The sequence below is a fragment of the Streptomyces sclerotialus genome (assembly GCF_040907265.1).
Lineage (GTDB): Bacteria > Actinomycetota > Actinomycetes > Streptomycetales > Streptomycetaceae > Streptomyces > Streptomyces sclerotialus.
This window is the reverse complement of the sequence record NZ_JBFOHP010000002.1, coordinates 1,530,341-1,548,463: the sequence shown is the minus strand read 5'-3', so window position 1 is coordinate 1,548,463 and position 18,123 is coordinate 1,530,341. Positions and strand designations below refer to the sequence as shown.

15 protein-coding genes are annotated in these 18,123 nt (G+C 72.2%); 11 read left to right on the top strand and 4 right to left on the bottom strand.

The features are described from left to right. Positions 1-3 precede the first annotated feature (3 nt). Positions 4-2,100, bottom strand: a complete 2,097-nt coding sequence (locus AAC944_RS06835; protein WP_030610850.1) for a catalase — start codon at positions 2,098-2,100, stop codon at positions 4-6. 352 nt (positions 2,101-2,452) lie between these two features. On the opposite strand from AAC944_RS06835, the gene AAC944_RS06830 reads away from it, so the two are divergent. The 4 genes from AAC944_RS06830 to AAC944_RS06815 all read left to right on the top strand — a co-directional run bounded on the left by AAC944_RS06830 (position 2,453) and on the right by AAC944_RS06815 (position 6,586). Further along, positions 2,453-3,589 carry a baeRF2 domain-containing protein gene (locus AAC944_RS06830; RefSeq protein ID WP_030610853.1) on the top strand — a complete coding sequence of 379 codons (1,137 nt, stop codon included), beginning with the start codon at positions 2,453-2,455 and terminating at the stop codon, positions 3,587-3,589. A gap of 460 nt (positions 3,590-4,049) precedes the next feature. Next, positions 4,050-5,069 carry an SDR family oxidoreductase gene (locus tag AAC944_RS06825; protein WP_030610856.1) on the top strand — a complete coding sequence of 340 codons (1,020 nt, stop codon included), beginning with the start codon at positions 4,050-4,052 and terminating at the stop codon, positions 5,067-5,069. After that, positions 5,066-6,022, top strand: coding sequence for a TIGR03557 family F420-dependent LLM class oxidoreductase (locus AAC944_RS06820; protein WP_030610859.1), 957 nt, complete (start codon positions 5,066-5,068; stop codon positions 6,020-6,022). The genes AAC944_RS06825 and AAC944_RS06820 overlap by 4 nt, the downstream gene beginning before the upstream one ends. Before the next feature lie 219 nt (positions 6,023-6,241). Next, positions 6,242-6,586: an STAS domain-containing protein gene (locus tag AAC944_RS06815; RefSeq protein ID WP_196942861.1), complete on the top strand. Its 345-nt coding sequence runs from the start codon at positions 6,242-6,244 to the stop codon at positions 6,584-6,586. A 77-nt stretch (positions 6,587-6,663) separates the two neighbouring features. Here the strand turns inward: AAC944_RS06815 and AAC944_RS06810 are convergent, their stop codons facing one another. Next, positions 6,664-7,749, bottom strand: coding sequence for a polysaccharide deacetylase family protein (locus tag AAC944_RS06810; RefSeq protein ID WP_368396960.1), 1,086 nt, complete (start codon positions 7,747-7,749; stop codon positions 6,664-6,666). Here AAC944_RS06810 and AAC944_RS06805 point away from each other — a divergent pair. The 4 genes from AAC944_RS06805 to AAC944_RS06790 all read left to right on the top strand — a co-directional run bounded on the left by AAC944_RS06805 (position 7,744) and on the right by AAC944_RS06790 (position 12,617). After that, positions 7,744-9,453 (top strand): putative glycoside hydrolase, encoded by a 1,710-nt coding sequence (locus tag AAC944_RS06805; protein ID WP_107054089.1) that lies wholly within the window; start codon positions 7,744-7,746, stop codon positions 9,451-9,453. The two genes, AAC944_RS06810 and AAC944_RS06805, sit on opposite strands and share 6 nt — an antisense overlap. 295 nt (positions 9,454-9,748) lie before the next feature. Then, on the top strand, positions 9,749-10,831 hold the full coding sequence (locus AAC944_RS06800) for a FecCD family ABC transporter permease (protein ID WP_030610870.1): 1,083 nt from the start codon (positions 9,749-9,751) through the stop codon (positions 10,829-10,831). After that, complete coding sequence (locus AAC944_RS06795; RefSeq protein ID WP_030610873.1) at positions 10,831-11,604, top strand: ABC transporter ATP-binding protein; 774 nt, start codon at positions 10,831-10,833, stop codon at positions 11,602-11,604. The genes AAC944_RS06800 and AAC944_RS06795 overlap by 1 nt, the downstream gene beginning before the upstream one ends. A gap of 17 nt (positions 11,605-11,621) precedes the next feature. Beyond that, complete coding sequence (locus AAC944_RS06790; protein ID WP_030610876.1) at positions 11,622-12,617, top strand: ABC transporter substrate-binding protein; 996 nt, start codon at positions 11,622-11,624, stop codon at positions 12,615-12,617. Between the two features lie 73 nt (positions 12,618-12,690). On the opposite strand, the gene uriT is transcribed toward AAC944_RS06790, so the two are convergent. Together uriT and uriH are read right to left on the bottom strand one after the other, a co-directional pair. Beyond that, entirely contained in the window at positions 12,691-14,142 is a 1,452-nt protein-coding gene (gene uriT / locus AAC944_RS06785; protein ID WP_030610879.1) for a uridine transporter UriT, read from the bottom strand. Continuing rightward, positions 14,139-15,125: a uridine-preferring nucleoside hydrolase UriH gene (gene uriH / locus AAC944_RS06780; RefSeq protein WP_030610882.1), complete on the bottom strand. Its 987-nt coding sequence runs from the start codon at positions 15,123-15,125 to the stop codon at positions 14,139-14,141. Before uriH ends, uriT begins: the two co-directional genes overlap by 4 nt. Positions 15,126-15,350: 225 nt before the next feature. On the opposite strand from uriH, the gene AAC944_RS06775 reads away from it, so the two are divergent. The 3 genes from AAC944_RS06775 to AAC944_RS06765 all read left to right on the top strand — a co-directional run bounded on the left by AAC944_RS06775 (position 15,351) and on the right by AAC944_RS06765 (position 17,980). Beyond that, positions 15,351-16,355 carry a LacI family DNA-binding transcriptional regulator gene (locus tag AAC944_RS06775; protein ID WP_030610885.1) on the top strand — a complete coding sequence of 335 codons (1,005 nt, stop codon included), beginning with the start codon at positions 15,351-15,353 and terminating at the stop codon, positions 16,353-16,355. 540 nt (positions 16,356-16,895) lie between these two features. After that, positions 16,896-17,282 (top strand): DUF6907 domain-containing protein, encoded by a 387-nt coding sequence (locus AAC944_RS06770; protein ID WP_030610887.1) that lies wholly within the window; start codon positions 16,896-16,898, stop codon positions 17,280-17,282. A 479-nt stretch (positions 17,283-17,761) separates the two neighbouring features. Then, positions 17,762-17,980: a hypothetical protein gene (locus tag AAC944_RS06765; protein WP_030610889.1), complete on the top strand. Its 219-nt coding sequence runs from the start codon at positions 17,762-17,764 to the stop codon at positions 17,978-17,980. Positions 17,981-18,123: the final 143 nt, after the last annotated feature.

Sequence of the window (18,123 nt, the reverse complement as noted above, 5' to 3'; positions counted from 1 at the left end):
CGGTCAGCGCCGCAGCGGCGGCCGGTTGCGGTGCCGGTGGGCGCCGACCGCTTCGATGAAGGCCTGCGCGAACTGCTCGCTGGCCGGGCCGACCGGGTGGTGCGTGACGACCCCCTCGTCGGACACGGTGTGCTCGTGCTCGTCGGCGGTCCGCAGCCGGGCCGGCTCCAGCATCTTCAGTACGTCGATGCCGGTGCCCAGCGCGGCGATGGCCTTGCCGTGCCGGTAGGAGTCCCGGACGAACTTCAGCACCGCCGGGTCCTGCGCCGTACGGGGTACGGAGGAGGGGTCACCGGGGAGTACCACCGCGTCGTAGAGGACCGAGGCGACGGTGGGCAGTGCGCGGTCCACGGGGTGGGTGACCCCGTCGGAGCCGGTGAACTCGCCGTCGTGCTGCGCGAGCACCTCGACGTTCGCGCCCTGCGCCGAGAGCGCGGAGCGGATCGTGTCGACCTGGTCGGCGTCCACGCCGTCCGAGACGAGCACGGCGATCTGGCGGGTCGCGATGGAGCCGTCGCCGCGGTTGTTCTCGAAGCTGAGCGCGGGGGACGGCGTCACGTCCGGGGTCTCCTGACGCTCCGGCGGGGCCACGCCGACGCCCTCGGCGACCGCGACGGCGAGGGCGTGGTCGACCCGGGAGAGCTGCTCGACGGTCCGGGCCCGGACCTCCTTCGCCTTCACCTTGCCCAGCTCGAAGCGGAACGCCTCGATGATGTGCTGCTTCTCCCACTCGGCCATGGACTGCCAGAACATCGCGGCCTGGCTGTAGTGGTCCTGGAAGCTGTCGCTGCGCCGGCGGATCTTGCGGCCGTCGACCCGCTCGGTCAGGTGCCGGAAGGCGGACTCGTCGGCCCCGGCCAGCGCCGGGCAGCCGCCGCCCAGGGAGTTCTTGGTGTAGCTGGTGGTGCCGCGGTGGATCTCGCCCTGGTGGTAGCCGTCGCGCTGGTTGTTGCGGACCGGCGCGACCGGCCGGTTGACCGGGATCTGTGCGAAGTTCGGGCCGCCGAGCCGGATCAGCTGGGTGTCCAGGTAGGAGAAGTTGCGGGCCTGGAGCAGCGGATCGTTGGTGAAGTCGATACCGGGGACCACGTTCGCCGTGTGGAAGGCGACCTGCTCGGTCTCGGCGAAGAAATTGTCGGGGTTGCGGTTCAGGACCATCCGCCCGATCGGCCGGACCGGCACCTGCTCCTCGGGAATGATCTTCGTGGCGTCGAGCAGGTCGAAGTCGAAGCTGTGCTCGTCCTCCTCCGGCACCAGCTGCACGCCCAGCTCGTACTCCGGGTAGTCACCGGCCTCGATGCAGTCCCACAGGTCGCGGCGGTTGAAGTCCGGGTCGCGGCCCATCGTCTCCTGCGCCTCGTCCCACACCAGCGAGTGCACGCCCAGCTTCGGCTTCCAGTGGAACTTCACGAACGTGCCCTTGCCCTGGGCGTTCACGAAGCGGAAGGTGTGCACGCCGAAGCCCTGCATCATGCGGTAGCTGCGCGGGATCGCGCGGTCCGACATCAGCCACATGATCGTGTGCAGCGTCTCGGGCTGCAGCGAGACGAAGTCCCACAGCGTGTCGTGGGCCGACGCGCCGGTGGGCATCTCGTTGTGCGGCTCCATCTTCACCGCGTGCACGAAGTCCGGGAACTTGATGCCGTCCTGGATGAAGAAGACCGGGAAGTTGTTGCCGACCAGGTCGTAATTGCCTTCGGAGGTGAAGAACTTGGTGGCGAACCCGCGGACGTCACGTACCGTGTCGGCGGAGCCGCGCGGCCCCTGGACGGTGGAGAAGCGGACGAACACCGGCGTCCTGACCTCAGGGTCCTGGAGGAACGCCGCGCTGGTGAATTCCGCGCACGACCGGTACGGCTGGAAGTAGCCGTACGCACCCGAGCCCCGCGCGTGCACCACCCGCTCCGGGATCCGCTCATGGTCGAAGCGGGTGATCTTCTCGCGGAAGTGGAAGTCCTCCATCAGCGTGGGACCGCGCTCGCCCGCCTGGAGGGAGTCGTCGGTGTGGTCGACCGGCACGCCCTGGTCGGTGGTCAGTGGGCCGTCACTGAGGTCGTGCGCGTAGAACCGCTCCCGTTGCTCCTGTTTCCTGTCCGCCATCTCCGAAGGCTCCTTCCCGCTCCACGCCGTGCTGGAGTCGCCGACGAGGGCGTCCGGTCATGTGTCTCGGCTCGCCAGGTAACCGTTATCCGAGGCGGAGAAACCTCACTGGACCAGAAGGGGGAGCGCCGCGAACCGTGGGGTACCGGGCCTGTGGCGCGCTCCGAGGTGCCCGTCGGACCGGCGAGGTGCAGCGGAGACGAACTGCATGAATAGTGGCAATCAGGGCACCCCGAAGAGTGATGTACCCACCGCAGCGACGACGCCCCTGGAGAGCGGCATCCCCCGGCCCGCGAAGTCCTCCTTCGTGGCCCCGTACCTGGTGAACGCCCCATTCCGAGGAGGAAGCGCCATGCGACTCTCGCTCCTGCAACCGCTCATCGAACGACCTGGCCCTTGGGCGTCCGTCTACGCCGATGTCAGCCATGACACGGAGGACGCGGCCAAACAGCAGGAGCTGTCGGCGCGCAACGCGGCCGAACAGCTGTCGGCCCTCGGCGCCGACGAGGCCACCTGCCGCGCCGTGCACGACTGCCTGACCACGCTGCGCCGCCCCGGACAGTCGCTGTCCCACTCGGGCCGCGCCGTGTTCGCCACCGGCGGCGAGGTCGTCCTGGACACCCCGCTCGCCGGGCCGCCCACCGACCGCGGCGTGACCTGGTCCCCGGTGCCGCGGCTCGCCCCCCTGCTGGACGCGCTGGGCGAGAACCCCGTCTGCCTGGTGGTGTACGTGGACCGCACCGGAGCCGACTTCGAGCTGCGCAGCGACACGGCGCGGGACAGCGCCGGCAAGGTCAGCGGTGACGACTACCCGGTGCACCGGACCGCCACCGGCGACTGGTCCGAGCGCCACTTCCAGCTCAGGGTCGAGAACACCTGGGAGCAGAACGCCGCCGAGATCGCCGATGCCGCGGCCCAGGCCTTCGCGCACTCCGGCGCTGACCTGATCCTGCTGGCCGGGGACGCCCGCGAGCGCCGCTCCGTGCGCGACCGGCTGCCCGAGCAGCTGCGCGCCGTGGCGTACGAGAGCGAGCACGGCGGCCGGGCCGCAGGTGCCGACAGCACCCGGCTGGAGCGCGACATCGCCCACGTACGCGCCGGGCTCGAACTGGATCACACGACCGACGTCATCCAGCGCTTCCAGGCCGGGGCCGGCCGCAGCGACGGCGAGGCCGACGTCACCGCCGGCGTGCCCAACCTGGTCGAGGCCGCCCGCGAGCACCGCATCGACACGCTGCTCATCAGCCCCGACGGCGGGGACGCCGGCCGCGAGGTCTGGGTCGGCCCCGACCCCGACCAGCTGGCCGTACGCGGCACGGAGATGCAGTACCTGGGCGAGGTGCATCCGGAGCGGGCCCGCGCCGACGACGCCCTGCTGCGGTCCGCCGTGGCCAACGGGGCGCAGGCCGTGGTGCTGCACCACACCGACGAGGTGCCGCCCGGCGGGCTCGGCGCGCTGCTGCGCTGGTCCACGCCGGTGACCCACTGACCGGACCGGTTCGGCGGCCGGGTGTTAGGGGCGGGACCCGGCGGGCACCCGTGGGGCGCCGGCGGGTCGGCGGGCAGGCGTACTGCCCCCGCCCCCGCCCTGGCGCCGGCCGCAGCCGCACACCCTCGCTGGAGGACCCGTGACCACGCCGCAGCCGCCGGGACGCCCCGGCCCCACCCGTCCCGATCCGGTACCGCCGACACCGGGACCCGGCCCGGGGTCGCCCGGACCGGAACCCGGCCCCGCGCCCGGACCGGTGCCGGCCCCCGGTCCCGATCCGGTGCCGCCGGCCCCGACGCCCACTCCCGACCCGGACCCGGTGCCGCCGAACCCGGCACCGCCGACGCCGGGCCCGGAGCCCGGACCCGCGCCCGACCCGCTTCCGCCCCCGCACACCCCCGAGGAGTCCGGGCCGGCCGGCTGACGCCGGTTCCCCGGCCTCCGCGCAAGGAGTCCGCCGATGAGCCAGGCCCAGACCGTCGTCGTCACCGGAGCGAGCGCGGGCGTCGGCCGCGCGGTCGTCCGCGAGTTCGCCCGCCGGGGCGCACGCATCGGGCTGCTGGCACGCGGGGAGGCCGGGCTCGACGCGGCCGCCGGTGAGGTCGAGGCGGCCGGTGGCCGGGCCCTGGCACTGCCCACCGACGTCGCCGACCCGGTGCAGGTCGAGGCCGCCGCCGACGCCGTCGAGGCGGCGTTCGGGCCCATCGACGTCTGGGTCAACTGTGCCTTCACCGGGGTCTTCGCACCCTTCACGGAGGTGCGCCCGGAGGAGTTCAAGCGGGTCACCGAGGTGACGTACCTGGGCTTCGTGCACGGTACGCGGACCGCGCTGGCCCGGATGATGCCGCGCGACGCGGGCACGATCGTGCAGGCCGGCTCCGCGCTGGGGGAGCGGTCCATCCCGCTCCAGTCCGCCTACTGCGGGGCGAAGCACGCCATCCTGGGATTCACGTCCTCCGTGCGCACCGAGCTGATGCACGAGAAGAGCAACGTACGGATCACCGTCGTCCAGCTGCCGGCCGTCAACACCCCGCAGTTCTCCTGGGTCCTCTCCCGGCTGCCGCGCCGCCCGCGGCCGGTGGCGCCCGTCTACCAGCCGGAGGTCGCCGCGCGGGGCATCGTGCACGCCGCCGAGCACCCCCGGCGCAGGCAGTACTGCGTGGGCGGCTCGACCCTGGCGACGGTGCTCGCCAACCGGGTCGTCCCCGGGCTGCTGGACCGCTATCTGGCGCGTACGGGACACGACGCGCAGCAGACGGACCAGGAGTCCGGGCGGTACCCGGACAACCTCTGGAAGCCGGTCGACAGCGCGGACGGCCGGGACCACGGGGCCCACGGCTCCTTCGACGACGCGTCGCACGGACGCTCCGCCCAGCTGTGGGCCACCGAGCACGCACGCGCCCTGATCGCGGCCACAGCCGGGGCGCTGGCCGCCGCCGGGATCGCGCGGCGGACCAGGAACACGAGGAGCTTTCGATGACGGAATACGGCTATTTCCTCTCCTGCGAGGAGCACGACCCGCGCGCACTGGTGGAACAGGCACGCATGGCGGAGCAGGCCGGATTCACCTCGCTGTGGATCTCCGACCATTTCCACCCGTGGAATGACGAACAAGGGCAGGCGCCTTTCGTCTGGTCGGTGATCGGTGCGCTCGCCGAGGCCACGTCATTGCCGGTGGAGACCGCTGTGACCTGCCCGACCAAGCGCCTGCATCCGGTGATCACGGCACAGGCGGCGGCTACCAGCGCGGTGCTGCTGAACGGCCGTTTCCGGCTCGGCGTGGGCAGCGGCGAAGCGCTCAACGAACAGGTCGTGGGCGGTGAATGGCCGCAGGCCTCGGTCCGGCTGGAAATGCTGGAGGAAGCGATCCAGGTGATGCGCTCCCTCTTCGAGGGCAAGGAAGTCAGTCACCACGGAAAGCACTACACCGTACAGAACGCACGGCTCTACACCGTTCCCGAGGAACCGGTGCGCATCGATGTCTCCGGCTTCGGGCCGGCCGCCACGGAACTCGCCGCGCGGATCGGTGACGGATTCGTCACCATGGCGCCGGACGCGGAGGCGATCGAGCGGTTCCGGCGCGGCGGCGGCGGTGGCAAACCGGTACACGGCGGCCTCAAGGTCTGCTGGGGGACCGACAAGGACGAGGCCGTCCGCACCGCGCACCGGCTCTGGGCCAACGAGCAACTGCCCGGCGAACTGGGTCAGGTACTGCCGACCCCGCGCCATTTCGAGCAGGCCTCGACCCTGGTCACCCGTGAGCAGGTGGAGTCCGCAGTGACCTGCGGCGACGATGTGGACGCACATGTCGCGGCGCTGAGCGAGTACGCGCACGCCGGATTCGACACCGTCTACGTGAACCAGATAGGCCAGGATCAGCGCGGTTTCTTCGACTTCTATCGCACAAAGGTATTGCCTCAGCTGCAGGACTGAACCGGCCGCGTACCGGGAAGAAAACCACGGGGCGCATACGCATCGAATGCCGGGTGGCGGCGGGCCCTGCGGTGGCGGGGTATCGGCCCGCCGCCCTACCGTGGAATTCCCGAGCACGAGTGACCGGATATCCGAACGGCACATCAATGCTGCGGACCACGCGGGGCACATGAATTCCCTGCCGGTGCGGCGCGCCGGCCCGGCCGTTCAGGAGCAGTGATGCCGAGTCCTCCCCGGACCCCTTGGTGCAGTCAGTCGGGCGGCGGTGCCGTGGTGCTCCGCCCGCCGGAGTTCGACTGCGCCCGCGTCGTCCAGGCCCGCGAGGAGATGCTCATCCTCCTCAACAGGGGCGCCGCGAGCCTCCTGGTGGACCTCGCGGCCTGCTCCACGGTGTGCGCCTGCTGCGGGGTGCCCGCACTCGTCCGGGTCTTCCGGCGGGCCCGTGCGCTGGGCACCGCCTTCCACGTCATCGCGCCGCGGAACACACAGGCCCGGCGGGCGCTGGACGACGCGCAACGGGTGAGCCGGGAGCCGTTCCCGCTGGTGTCCACGAGCGAGGCATGACGACCTGAGCCGGGGCGCGCACGAACTCGTGCGCGCCCCGTGTGCTGTGCGGTGCGCTGCGCTCCCGGAGGAGCGGATCAGTACGGCCGGGCCCGCTCCCGGAACTCCTTCGCCGGCCGGGCCGAGGCCGACTCCGGGTACGAGACGCGGTCCGGGTCGCCGTCCGAGGTGTACCGCTTCACCGCACCGCTGCGCAGCTCGTCCAGCCAGTGCGCGGACCCGAATTGGGCGTCCTTGTCGTGCGGGCCCGCCGACCGGATGCGGGGTATGCCGACCGGGTCGAAGGCGGCGGCGTACGGCGAGGGGGCCGGCCCCGCGCCCACGAGGTAGGCGCCGTCGTACGCGTACCGCACCCCGTCCGCCGCACCCTTGATGTCCAGCTCGGCGGGGTTCGGCTGGACGCCGAACGGCAGGGCCATCGAGGACACCTTCGCACCCGGCGCGCTCTTGGTGATGAGCTGCTGGCCGGCGGCTATCTGGTGCTGCGCCCGTCCGGCCGGCACGTCGCGCAGGTTGGCGTGGTCCAGGGTGTGGTTGCCGATCTCGAAGCCGTGCGCGTGCAGCCAGCGCAGCGCCTTCTTCGTACCCGTGGCGGGGAACGCGTCGCCGTTCACGAAGAGCGTGGCGGCCGGTGCGAAGCCGGGGTGCTTCCGGGCCACGTCGAGCAGGATGCCGATCGCGCAGTCCGGGTCCGGGCGGCCGTCCTTGCCGAGCGCGAACTGGCCGTCGGTGGAGTCGTCGAAGGTGAGGACGACCGGGTGCCGCCCGGCCGGTATGTCGATCTTCCCGGTGCTGTACGCCGCCGCGGTCACCGGCACGTAGCCCTCCCTCGCCAGCCGCTCCAGCTCGGCGCGGAACTCCGCCGGCTCGCGGTCGTAGGGGCCGCGCGGGTCCTTGACGACCTGGTGGTACATCAGGACCGGTACGGAACCGAGCTCGTCGGCGTGCACCGAGGCGGGGGACTTCGGCCGCGCGGGGTGTTCCGGCAGGGCCGAGGGGGAATCCTGCCGACCACCGGTGGTTTTCGGAGCCGAGGGTTCCGGCGGTGGCGCACCGCCGCGGGACTCGGCGCAGGAGACGGCCGTCGCGACCAGCGTCAGCAGGGACAGGACGACGAGGCCGGGACGGCGGAGGGGGACGGGACGACGGCGACGGAGATGCACGAGACCTCCTGGAAGGGCGTGGTCATGCGGATCGACTGGAAGAAGCTTTTCCGCTACACCTCGGACGCAACACCCGCGTCCGATTCCTCCGCTTCCCCTGTTTCCGCCGAGTCCTCCCGTAGCCGTTCCCCGCGCAGACCGCTCGTCATTCTTCTGGCCGGTGTCCTGGCCATGGCCCTGGCCGTCGGCGGCGTCCTCCTCGTACGGCAGCAGAGCGGCGCCGGCTTCCGGCTGGCCGGAGCCTCCGACGGCGGCGTGGTGAACGCCGCCGACCTCGACAAGGGCGGGCTGGAGGTGACCGCACCCGAAGGGGAGGCGCTGGACGGCGCCGAAGTCACCGTGGACGGCGAGCGAGTGCCCGTGCAGACGGCGGGGCGCCATCTGACGGTGGGTCTGGACGGCCTGCGGGACGGCACGCACGAGCTGAAGGTGGCCACCGAGGGTTCCATGCTCGGCGGCGCCGAACTCACCCGTGAGCTGACCGTCGACACCACACCGCCGAAGCTCGCGGTCGCCGACACCGAGGGCCGCAGCCTGCGCGGCCCGGTCACGGTCGAGGGCCGCGCCCAGGACGCCACCGGAGTGACCGTCGCGGGCAGGAAGGCCCGCGTCGCGAAGGACGGCACGTTCGCCGTGACCCTCCCGCGGCCGCCGGCGAAGGCCACCGCCGTCGCCACCGACGAGGCCGGGAACACCACACGGGAGGACGCGGTGGTCACCGTGCGGCGGCCGACCCTGCGCGCGGTGCACGTCAGCGGCCAGGCCTGGGCCTCCGACCAGCTCCGCAAGCCGGTGCTGAAGCTGCTGAAGGAGGGCAAGCTCAACGCCGTCCAGCTCGACATCAAGGACGAGCTGGGCGAGATCAGCTACGACTCGAAGGTGCCGCTCGCCCGGCGGATCGGCGCGGCCAAGGGCTACTACGACGCGAAGCAGGCCGTCAAGGAGATCCACGCGGCGGGCGGCGCGGTCGTCGGCCGCATCGTTGCCTTCCGCGACCCGGTCCTGGCCTCGGCCTCCTGGAAGGACGGCCACCGCGACCGCGTCGTCCGCACCCCCGACGGCGGCCCGTACGGCGCCGGCTCCAAGTACGGCGCCCTGTCCTTCACCAACTTCGCGAACGAGGACGTCCGCCGGTACCACCTCGACCTCGCCGCCGAAGCCGCGGAGCTCGGCTTCGACGACATCCTCTACGACTACATCCGCCGCCCCGACGGCAAGCTCAGCGGCATGTCCTTCCCCGGCCTCGGCGGGACCTCGCCCGAGGACTCGATAACGGACCTGGTCGCGCGGACCCGTACGGTCGCCCGCGAGCACGGCGCCTTCCTCGGCGTCTCGGTCTTCGGCGTCGCGGTCACCCGCCCGAAGGAGATCGCCCAGGACATCGGCAAGCTCGCGAAGGAATGCGACTACATCGCGCCGATGGTCTACCCCTCGCACTGGGCCGCCGGCGAGTACGGCGTCTCCGACCCCAACTCCCACCCGTACCCCATCACCAAGAAGTCCCTCGCCGACTTCGTGAAGAAGACCCGTCACACCGACGCCCGGATCGTCCCCTGGCTCCAGGACTTCTCCCTGGGCGTCTCCTACGGCGACGCCGAAGTGGCCGCCCAGATCCGCGCCGCGGCGGACAACGGCATCCACTCCTTCCTCCTCTGGAACCCAGCGGTCCGCTACCACGGCGGGGCGCTGGAACGGATGGGGTGACGACCGGCCCGGGCGCCGGCCCGGGCCGCTGTTAGGCTGCCGGTGTGTCCCGTGGGGGAAGTCCGGTGAGAGTCCGGCGCTGACCCGCAACGGTGTTCGCGAGTGCGCGGCCGGGCCTGTCGTAAGGGTCCGGGGCGTCGCTCGGGTGAGTCCGATGACCCGCGGGGTGGCACAACTCCCTACTGCTCGCCGCGGACTGCGAGAGGGATGACGCACGGACGCCCGGCCGGCGCTGCGCCGTTTCCCTGCGCGCACGGACGCGGCCCGAGGCGAAGGACGCCCGCCCGTGCCCGCCATGACCACAGCCCCGGCACCCGCCGCGGCCGGACCGCCCGTGCCCCGCCGGCTGCCGGTCCCCGCCACCGCCGCCGTGCTCGCCGTCCTGCTGCTCGGCTCCCTCGTGTGCGGGGTCGGCCTCGGCTCCGCCGGGGTGTCGTGGGGCGAGACGCTGCACTTCCTGACGGCCGGGCTGACCGGCGGGACGATAGGGCCGGAGGAGACCGGCGGGTACACCATCGTCTGGGAGATACGGCTGCCGCGCGCCGTCCTCGCGGCCGTGGTCGGCGCGGGGCTCGCCTCGGTCGGGGTGGCCGTGCAGGCGCTGGTGCGCAACGCGCTCGCCGACCCCTTCGTGCTCGGCGTCTCCTCCGGTGCCGCGGTCGGCGCCAACGCCGTCCTGCTGCTGGGCGCGTTCGCCGCGCTGGGCGTGTGGGCGCTGTCGGTGTCCGCGTTCGTCTCGGCGCTCGCGGCGATGGTGCTCGTCTACGTGACGGCGCGTACCGCGTACGGGCTGACGCCGCTGCGGCTGGTGCTGTCCGGTACCGCGCTGTCGTACGGGTTCTCCGCCGTCACCACGCTGATGGTCTTCCGGGCCGAGCGCGGCGAGGCGGCCAGGTCCGCGATGATGTGGCTGCTCGGCAGCCTGGGCGGGGCGACCTGGGGCTCGGTGCCGCTCGCCGCCGTCACCGTGCTCGCCGGGACGGTGTACCTCGGCGCCCGGGCCGGGCAGCTCAACGCGCTCGCGATGGGCGACGAGACCGCGGCGGCACTCGGCGTGCGCGCGGGCCGGCTGCGCACCGAGCTGTTCGTGGTCACCGCCGCCGTCACCGCGACGGTCGTCGCCGTGTCCGGCGCGATCGGGTTCGTCGGCCTGATGGTGCCGCACGTCGTACGGATGCTGGTCGGCGCCGACCACCGGCGGGTGCTGCTCCTCGCGCCGCTCGCCGGCGCCGTGCTGCTGGTCTGGGCGGACATCGTCTCCCGGCTGCTGCTGGCGCCCGCCGAGATCCCGGTCGGTGTGGTCACCGCGGTACTCGGGGTGCCGTGCTTCCTGCTGCTGATGCGGCGCGGCGGCTACGCGTTCGGGGGCGGCCGCTGATGCGCGTCGACGTCGAAGGGGTGACGGTCGAGCTGGCGGGCAGCCGGATCGTCGAGGACATCACGCTGCGCGCCGAGGGCGGGCAGGTCGTCGGGGTGGTCGGGCCGAACGGCAGCGGCAAGTCCACGCTGCTGCGGTGCGTGTACCGGGCGCTGCGGCCCACGGCGGGCACGGTACGGCTGGCCGGCGACGATCTGCACGCGCTGGACGCGCGGGAGGGCGCGCGCCGGCTGGCCGCGCTGCCCCAGGAGTCCGGCGCCGAGTTCGACTTCACCGCGGCCGAGGTGGTGGCGATGGGGCGGCTGCCGCACCACCGGGGCTCCCCGTTCGCGGGCCGGTCCGCCGCCGACGCCGCGCTGTGCGCGGCCGCGCTGAACCGGGTCGGTGCGGGGCACCTCGCCGCACGCGGCTTCCGCTCGCTCTCCGGCGGCGAGAAGCAGCGCGTCCTGATCGCCCGCGCGCTGGCCCAGCAGCCGCAGGTCCTCGTCCTCGACGAACCGACCAACCACCTGGACATCGCCCACCAGCTGGAGGTGCTGTCCCTGGTACGCGGCAGTGGCCTCACGGTGCTCGCCGCACTGCACGACCTGAACCTCGCCGCGAGCCACTGCGACGTGCTGTACGTGCTCGACGGCGGCCGCGTCGTGGCCGCCGGCCCGCCGGAGGACGTCCTCAGCGCCGAGCTGCTGGCCGAGGTCTTCGGCGTACGGGCGCACCGCGTCGCCCACCCCGTGACCGGCGCACTCCAGCTCCTCTTCGACCTCGCCGACTGACCCCTTACGGAGATCCCATGCGCGTCCTGCGCCCGGCGGCCTGCGCGGCCGCCGCCCTCGCCCTCACCGCCTCGCTCACCGGCTGCGGAGCCCGCATCGCCGGTGGCGGGGACGGCAAGGCGGCCGAGAACACCGTCACCATCGAGAACTGCGGCAGGAAGGTCACCTTCGACAAGGCCCCCGAACGCGTCGTCACCAACGACGTCGGCATCACCGAGATCATGTTCGCGCTGGGCCTGGAGGACCGGATGGCCGGGTACGTCATGCCGGACGACAAGGGGGACCTGGACCACGTGCCCTGGAAGGACGCGTACAAGAAGACGAGGTGGCTGTCGAAGCAGGCGATCACCAAGGAGATGGCCGTCGACGCCCACGCCGACCTGGTATTCGCGGGCTGGGGCTACGGCTTCGGCGAGAACGGGATCACCCCGGCGGCCCTGAAGAAGCTCGGCATCGACGCGTACGTCCTCACCGAGTCCTGCCGCAACGGCCACGGCGCGGCACGCGGTGTCATGCCGCCGCTGGACGCCCTCTACACCGACCTCACCCAGCTCGGAAAGCTGTTCGGCGTGGAGGACCGGGCACGGAAGCTGATCGCGGACTTCCGGAGCCGGGTCGCGGACGTACGGAAGAAGGCGCCGAAGGGGGACGCCCGGCCGAGCGTGTTCCTCTACGACAGCGGCCAGGACAAGCCGTTCACGGCGGGCCGGTACGCGGCGCCCGACGAGATCATCACCAAGGCGGGCGGCCGCAGCATCACCCACGACCTCGCGGACTCCTGGACCACGGTCGGCTGGGAGACCGTCGTCGAACGCGACCCCGACGTGATCGTCGTCAACGACTACGGGGACACCACGGCCGAGCAGAAGAAGCGGTTCCTGCTCCACTACAAGCCACTGGCGAACGTCTCCGCGGTCAAACACCGCCGCATCATCACGCTGGACTACGCGGACCTGGTGGAGAGCCCGCGCAATCCCGCGGCAATCGAGCGCTTGGGCGCCTACCTGCGGTAGCAGGGGCGCGGGGAACTGCGCGCCCAGCCACGACGGCGCGTGACCGGGGCGGTTCCCCGCACCCCTACGGCGGCTACGCCGGCTGTCCGTCCGCCTCGGCGGACACCGGCTTCGGGATGAGGAACGACGCCGCGAACGCCGCCGCGATGATGACGACACCCGCGATCATCGCCGCGGTGTAGCCCGTCGTCGACGCCGGATCGGCCGGAACCACGGCGGTCTTGACCGCGTACAGGACCGCGAAGCTGAGGCCGGCCCCCAGGTTGAACGCACCCGCGTTCAGCCCCGGCAGGAAGCCGGGGTTCTCGCGTGGCGAGAGCACGATGCCCAGGCCGTTGAGGACGATGTTGGCCACGCCCGCGTACGCGATGCCCACCAGGACGGACATCAGCAGGAGCAGCACCCGGGAGTGACTGCCGCTGGTGACGATCATCAGCACGATCGTCACCACCGTACCGACGAGCCCGAACCGCAGAATGCGCCCGTACCCGAACGTCGCGGAGAGCCGGCCCGCCACCGGCCCCATCGCCAGCCCCGCGAGCGCGTACGGCGTCAGCGTCCACCAGGCCGACGCCTCGGCCGACATGCCCAGGCCCGCGTGGGCGTCCTGCGCGAGTGCCGGGATCAGCCCGTTCATGACGGCGAAGACGCCGGTCATGGTGAGCACGGTGGTCAGCAGCAGGGCCCAGGTCGAGCGCTGCTTGAGGTGGTGGGTGGCGACCAGCGGGTGGCCGCTGCGGCTCTCCGTACGCCAGAACAGCGCGAAGGCGATCGCGGCGATCACGACGAGCACGGCGATCAGCGGCCAGTTCGCGGCGGCCAGCTTGCCCGCCTCGTTGAACGCCGTCAGCAGGGTGCCGACCGAGATGACGAGGAGCAGCACACCGGGCCAGTCCATCCGGCTCTTCACGGGCGCGGTGGACTCCCGGGTGAGGGTGGCCACCAGCGCGGCGGCGACCGCCGCGACGACCGCCATCGCCCAGAAGACCGCGCCGAAGCCGTAGTGGTCGGCGAGGTAGCCGCCGGCGAGCGAGTCCACGCCCGCGATGCCGCCGTTGACCGCGGTGATCACGCCGAGCAGGGTGCCGTACTTCTTCGGCTCGGGCACCTCCACCCGCAGCATGATCAGGCACAGCGGTACGGTCGGACCGCTCACGCCCTGGATGACCCGGCCCACGAAGAGCATCGGCACGCTCGTCGCCAGCGCCGCGATGACACAGCCGATCACCATCAGCGCCATCATCCCGGCCAGCACCTTGCGGCGGCCGATGACGTCACCGAGCCGCGGCAGGAACAGCGAGAAGAGCGCGGCCGAGGTGAAGAACGCGGTCTGGGTGAGGCCGACCTCCGCCGAGGTGGCACCGAGGCTGTCCTCGATGCTCTTCAGCGCGGGGCTCAGCATGGACGCGTTGAGCTGGAAGGCGAAGCACGCCGCCAGCAGCGCGGTGAGCAGGACGCCGACCCGTACGGCGGGTCTCTCGGTCAGGCCGCCGGGGGGCGGCCCCGACGTGGTGGATGCGTTCATGCGAGGACGTCCCCAGGCTTCTGCGGGTTCTCGCCGATCAGCTCCGGGTCGCCGATCCGCTCCAGGGCGTCCACGACGAGGTCCCAGAAGCGGCCGTGGTCCAGCTTCACCGCGACCTGGGTCCTGCAGTCGGCGGGCGCGGGGGCGCGGAAGTCCGTCACGGTCATGCCCTTGGTCAGGGTGCCGGTCAGCTCGATGTCGACCGGGGCCCGGCGCACGGTCATCACGTCCGGGTCGATCACGTACGCGACGGCGCACGGGTCGTGCACCGGCGGCGACTCGAAGCCCTGGTGATCGCGGTAGGCGGTGCCGAAGAACTCCAGCAGCTCCCCGACGAACTTGCCGGGCCCGGTGCCCAGCGCGGCGATCCGCTCGGCCACCTCGGGCGTCGCGAGCGCCTGGTGGGTGAGGTCCAGGCCGACCATGGTGACCGGCCAGCCCGCGTTGAAGACGATGTGCGCGGCCTCGGGGTCGATGACGATGTTGAACTCGGCGACCGCGCTCCAGTTGCCCTCGTGGTAGCCGCCGCCCATCAGGACGACCTCGCGGACCCGCTCGACGATGCGCGGCTCCTTGCGGGCGGCCAGCGCGATGTTGGTCAGGCCCGCGGTCGGGACGATGGTGATCTCGCCCGGCTCGTGGGACATGACGGTGTCGATGATGAGGTCCACGGCGTGCCGCTCATCCAGGACGCACGTGGGGTCGGGGAGCACCGGCCCGTCCAGGCCGGTCTCGCCGTGGATGTCACCGGCGGTCTCGATGTTCCGTACGAGAGGGCGCGGGCAGCCGGCGGCGAAGGGCACGTCGGTGATGCCCGCGATCCGCGCCACGGACAGCGCGTTACGGGTGACCTTCTCCAGCGTCTGGTTGCCGACGACGGTGGTCACGGCGACCAGCTCGATGTCGGGGTTGCCGTGGGCCAGCAGCATGGCGATCGCGTCGTCGTGCCCCGGGTCGCAGTCGAGGATGATCTTTCTGGCCAACGGATGAGCCCCTTTGCCCTGTTGAACGGTGGTGCGGTGGCCTTCGGGAGAGGAGATGGGAAATCGTTCTCCAACGTGCCGCGAAGAGTTCACCCGCATACCGGGGCGCTTGTCAATGATTCATCCCACAGAGTCGGGCGACCACCCGGTGATAACGTTTGCCCGCCGTTTCCGCAGGGTACGCCGGTGCGGGCGGCGCAGCCGAGCCGAGCGAAGGGCACGACCGTGGCCGAAGTCACCCTCAAGGACGTCGCCCGCGCCTCGGGCTGCTCCGTCGCCACCGTCTCCCGCGTGCTCGCCGGGACCCGCCCCGTCGGCACCGAGACCGCCCGCACCGTACGGGAAGCCGCCGAGCGCCTCGGCTACCGCCCCAACCACGTCGCCCGCGCGCTGCGCCGCCGCGCGACGGGCACGGTCGGCCTGGTCCTGCCGCAGATCACCAATCCCTTCTTCCCCGCGCTCGTGCGCGAGCTGGAGCACGCGCTGCACGCGGCGGGCCGGGCCGTCCTGCTCGCCGACTGCGACGACGACCCGGCGACCGAGGCGGCCCGGATCGCGGAGTTCCTGGACCGGCAGGTGGACGCGCTGCTGCTGATACCGGTCGACGAGCGGCGCAGCCGGGAGGCGGTGGCGGACGCCGCACGGCGGGTGCCGGTGGTGCTGCTGGACCGTGGCTGCGGACCGGGTGTCGCCGATTCGGTCGCGGTGGACAACGCGGCCGGCATGGCGCTGGTACTGGACCACCTGGCGGCCGCGGGCCGCCGCCGCCCGTGGTTCGTGGGCGCGGCCGGTACGACGTCGACCGCGGCCGAGCGGCGCGCGGCGTACGAGGCGGGCGCCGCCGCCTTCGGCCCGTCGGCCCCCGGGCGGGTCGAACTCGGCGATTTCTCCGTGGCGTTCGGGCGCGAGGCGATCGACCGGATCTGGCCGTCCCGCCCGGACGCCGTCGTCTGCGCCAACGACCTCATCGCGGTCGGCGCGCTCCAGCGGCTGCGCCAACTGGGCGCCGACGTGCCCGGCGAGGTCGCGGTCACCGGCTTCGACGACGTGCCCCTCGCGGGCCTGGCCGACCCGGCGCTCACCACGGTCCGCCAGCCCGTCACCGAACTGGCGGCGGAGGCCGCCCGGTTGCTCGCCGACCGCTCGGACGACGGCACACCACCGGGGGAAGCGCCCCCGAGCCGCGCCGTCCGCCTCGCCCCGCGCCTGGTCGTACGGGCCTCCGGCTGACCAGCCGGAAGACCGGCGCCTCGTCCCCGGCCGGCGCCTCGTCCCCGGCCGACCGGCGCCCCGTCCTGGCCGGCCGGTGCCCTGCCCCCGGCCGGCCAGGACGGTCCGGCGGGCCGGACCGGTGCGGCGGCGCCCCGGTCCACAGCGCCTGCGGTACGGGGCCCGGCCGCCGGCCGTGCGCGGTGAGCCGGTTGTCCGACGGTGGACGGCCGCCCGCGGTGCGCTCCTGCTCGACCACGCCTGACACGACGAGCCGGCGCGGCCGGTCACTGAGCACCTTGTCGGAGAGGGCGAGACGGGCGGCGAGGACGATCTCCGTACGTCCGCGGCGCGTTCACGACGCCGGTGACATCGCTCTGCTGAGCGTGGACCGGGGGATCGCGGACAAGGCATCGGGAACGGTCACGCACGTGGCCCGGCGGGGCGCCTCGTACCGCATGTGCGGTGCTCGATACCTGAGAATGACGCCGGTGAAGTGCCTGGCACCCGAGCGGGTGCCGCACAAGAGCGGGATCGGCGGTTCCGCCGGATAATGTGCACATGACGGACGACATGTTGGATCCCGTGACATTGGCCGTACGGCCCGTGGTGTGCCCGGTGTGGTGCCGCCGTGTGCACACCGCGGCCGAGGCCGGCGGCCGGGAGGGCATCATGCATCTGGCGGAACCGGTCAGCTGGAACATTTCGGCACAGCCGGAGCGGAGCTTCCCGCAGCTCCTCTTTCACATCATGTGCGAAGAAGGCACGTCGGGCCGGACCTCCCCGGTGGTCGAGGTGGGCGTGATCGAGGCGGAGGGGCGCATGCCGTACTCCTGCGACGCGCGCACCGCCGGCGAGCTGGACCGGATCGTCGGCGAGCTGGAACGGGTGCTGGAGACGCTGCGGGGCTGGCGCGCCGCGCTGCCCGGCGGGGTCTCGGTGTCCTGACGCCCGGGGTGTGAACGTATGTACGCATCCCCGCGGGCGCCGTCACCCGCCCGGGGTTGAGCCGCGCAGACCGTTTTCAAAGAATCTGCACATCGCCCGCGCATCGGCGGCACAGCGTGTGTCCGTCCGTGCGCAGCCGTGCCCGGACGTCCGGGGCTTGGCGCGGGTATGTCCGAATGGGTCCGGCGTGCGTGCGCGGCCGCTCCGTCGCACGCAATGGACGTTGTGAAGGAGTCGTCACCAATGCGTGCACAAAACTGCACGCGATCGTCCGGTGACGGTGAAATATGCCGAGTGACCGCTGCAAGCGAGTTGGCCGCGTTGCCAGTTGGCATGCTTGGATCATTTCGACGCGAGGGTCCGGCGAATGCCCCCCGGTTTCCGTTCGGTTAATGCCCGGTATGGCTGCCCGGTTATGTTCTGCCGACGACCTCCGTGTTATTCGAGTATGACCCACAGCAATTGAAGGGATTCCCCTCATGGACTTCACCCCCCAGGTCGAGACCGCTGAGATCGCCGACGCCGAGCTGGACAACATCGCCGGTGGCCTCGGCGTCGTCGGCCCCGTCGCCGACTCCGTCGTCGGCACCGTCGACGGCGTGACCGGCGGCACCGTCGGCAACGTGCTCGGCACCGTGACCGGCACCGTGCAGCAGGCCACCGGCGTCAACGTGAACGGCGTCGTCGCGGGCCTCTGAGTCCCGCAGTCGCTGTCGGTGTCATCGCCGCAGGCTTGACTCGACCTATGGGTACATGTCCGTATCCGTAGGTCCCCGTGCGCCCCGGAGTAATTGCTCCGGGGCGCACGGATGCCATCGGCCGGTATTCTCCCGTCACGTGC